The 2,761-nt window shown below is 39.8% G+C and carries 2 protein-coding genes and 1 pseudogene (1 of these 3 cut by a window edge); all 3 read right to left on the bottom strand.

Features of this window, described 5'->3' with window-relative positions; genetic code table 11:
* Positions 1 to 859: pseudogene (locus QC759_RS10370) on the bottom strand (hypothetical protein); the annotation flags it as partial.
* Between the two features lie 666 nt (positions 860 to 1,525).
* A complete protein-coding gene (ehbP, locus tag QC759_RS10365; protein WP_048072622.1) occupies positions 1,526 to 1,801 on the bottom strand; it encodes an energy-converting hydrogenase B subunit EhbP in 276 nt (91 codons plus the stop codon).
* Between the two features lie 58 nt (positions 1,802 to 1,859).
* A protein-coding gene (locus QC759_RS10360; protein ID WP_048072623.1) for a respiratory chain complex I subunit 1 family protein crosses the window boundary here: on the bottom strand, positions 1,860 to 2,761 show its 3' portion. 88 nt of this gene lie beyond the right edge of the window; 902 of the gene's 990 nt are visible here — the last part of the coding sequence; its start codon lies beyond the right edge, outside the window; its stop codon occupies positions 1,860 to 1,862.

Raw genomic sequence — 2,761 nt, 5'->3', positions numbered from 1 at the left:
TAGCCTGATTAACCACAATCCCGTTAACCGTAATGAACTCCGGAAAGTACTTATTGTAATTAACAAAATTCCGAACATCAACCGCAGTATTAACCACATCTTGAGTAGTAATGGAATTTTTGGTAGTATCAGTTATGGGAAAGGTACCCCAAGGTCGGACTGCCAAGAAGGTGGGCAACACATTAGTGCTTTCATACAAACTTAATCCACGACTATAAAGGTAGATTAAAGAATCGAATCCAATATTACCAAAACTGGTACTGATGGTAGCTGGTGCCTTCTGATTATTGCTGATGTAAGTTTGAATGGTCTGAGCCAAAGCCAGATATTCCGTCTTGGTGAATGTTCCTGGAGTTACTGTTTCCGATCCTGATCCTGGTAGTTGGACGTTGATTAAATCTATCAATGTACTGTCGCTGTTATTGATTTTTATTGTAGTTGCTGCTAACAATTGTAGGAATGTAGCTTGATTTACCAGTGTTCCGTTGATGTTTATGTATTCTGGGAGGTATTTGTTCCCTTCTAGAAACCTTTTAACATCATTGGCTGCATTGATTATCTCCTGGATGGTGAAACTGACCTTACCTGAAGAAACTTCTTCACTAGGGTCACCAGCTGCACCTTCGACATTACTAGAACCACTGGGAGAACCTGTTTTATTCGAGTTTAGGTCTGAACTACTGTTTGTTGTAGAGTTTTCGCTTGAAAAATTATCAGAACTTTGAATAGATTCTTGATCTGTGGTGTTCTGTAAATTTTCAGTTGTGTTTTGTGTTTGTATAAGATTTTGTGTTGAATTTCCGTTTAAATCATCGGTTAAGTTATCTGCTGCTGCAGATGCATTAGATGTCAATGCCAAACTAACTAGCATTAACACTAATAATATAAATTTCCGATTAATTTTACCGCCTCCGTGTCCCCTAACATCTTCTTTAAAATCATCAGATGCTCTTGGACAACAAGAGATCATCTACCATACTATATAAATATTTTTATCTAATTTTTAAAAAAAAGTCAATTCTAAAGCTTCTTTTTAAATTTAGAGGACATTCTAACAGTTTTGAAAAGTCGATTATGAATAAGGACTATTTATTTGTTTTTTAAATGATTCAGCCCCAATTATGACTTATTTATAAAAAATATAACTATCTAGAACGATTATACCATTAGCCCCTTGCTTTAAATCATTAAGTGCCCGGGCTATGTAATGTAATAACCTAAAGAATAACCTTTTCCCCTAAAAAATAGATATAATTGACATGTACGTCGTTATATTATTAATAATTGTCCAGTTAGCTCTTGAATTAATTATTAAAGTTTTTAAATAAAAAATAGCCATTATTTCTCCTTTATTAATAAAAAATATGCCTAAATTTTTTTTATTGAAGGTATATTAAATTCAGAAATAATCCCAGTTTTATACTCGAAATTAGGTTAGGAGGGAGAGCAAATCCCCCCAGGGAATAGTTTCACTATGTATAAAAAAAATTAGGAAAGTAGATTAATATTTTAACTAAAACAACAATTATTCTACCTTTATTCCTTTTTCCGCCTTTAATTTTTCCAGTTTGGCCTTGGCCTTGCGGAATTTGCTCAAATAGTTGTCTTCCTCAGTTAAAGGAGTTAGTTCCAGTCCCAGTTTCCGCTGCTCTTCCAGCCACTCTGCATCAAACACTGGAACTTCCAGTTTTATTGGTTCTTCTGTGGGGTTTACCACGATTACGTTCCTGTAAGGAAAATCAGTTTCCACAATGTAACCCCCTAAACTCATAATGTGCAGGGGCCTTATTACGATTTTCATTTGATCACCAGGTTATAGTCTAATTTTTCTCTTTCATTTTCCTCATGTAGGGATACCATTAAAGTAAAGCTGCGATTATGGCCACCACCCCTATGATGGAAACCCCGGCAACAGTGGGGTAGAACTGTTTGTAGGTGAATATGGGAGAGAATGCACTGAACACTGCCATGAGCATGGGGAACAGGAGGGCCACAATCAGGGTTATGATGAAGGTCGGGTTCAGGATGTTAGGGGCTATTCCCAGGAACAGGACAGAGAACAGTGTGGCCAGGGTGAACATCAGGAATCCACGGGTTATGTAAACATAGGCCCGATATTTTGCGGCGTATTCCAGGTAGGGTCCTTCGACTACGTCTGGTTTGCCCTTCAATATGGCGAAGGGGTATTCGTTTAGTAGGATCATGTAGCCAATGAAGAATACAATTGCTCCCAGTACTCCGGCCACAGAAAACAGTACGGGTCCGTGTACCTGCTGGTAGGCGATGATATCCTGGAGATAGATACTTCCAGTCATGGCCACAGCCACGAACATGGCAATGTACACCGGGAAGGATCCGAAGGCAATTAACCGGAAGGCCCGGAGACTGCTCAAATCTTCGAAGAATGATTGGTGTACTTCCGGGTGGGCAGCTCCCTTGGCTTTATCTGGGAAGGGCATGCGTACGGAGAGCACGGATCGGGAAAGGCTTCCCATGAACATGTACATTATTTCTTCCACCTTCAAAAATCCCACCAGGGCAATAACACTGGCCAGTGCCCCGGCAAAGTACATGTCGGGGATGAGGAACAACAGGATAACTACCACAACTATAAGGCTTATTAAGGGCAGTGCATTGTACAACCGGGGCATTGATGACTCGGGAGTTATGGTCTTCTTAAAGAAGAACTTGAGGGGGGCCATGATCCCCGGACTGGTGAGTGGTGGGCCTACCCTCTGTTGTATCCTGGCGTGAATAAATT

This window comes from Methanobacterium formicicum, assembly GCF_029848115.1.
Taxonomy (GTDB): Archaea; Methanobacteriota; Methanobacteria; order Methanobacteriales; family Methanobacteriaceae; genus Methanobacterium; species Methanobacterium formicicum.
Note: the sequence above shows the minus strand (reverse complement) of the source record. Positions and strands in the feature narration are given on the sequence as shown.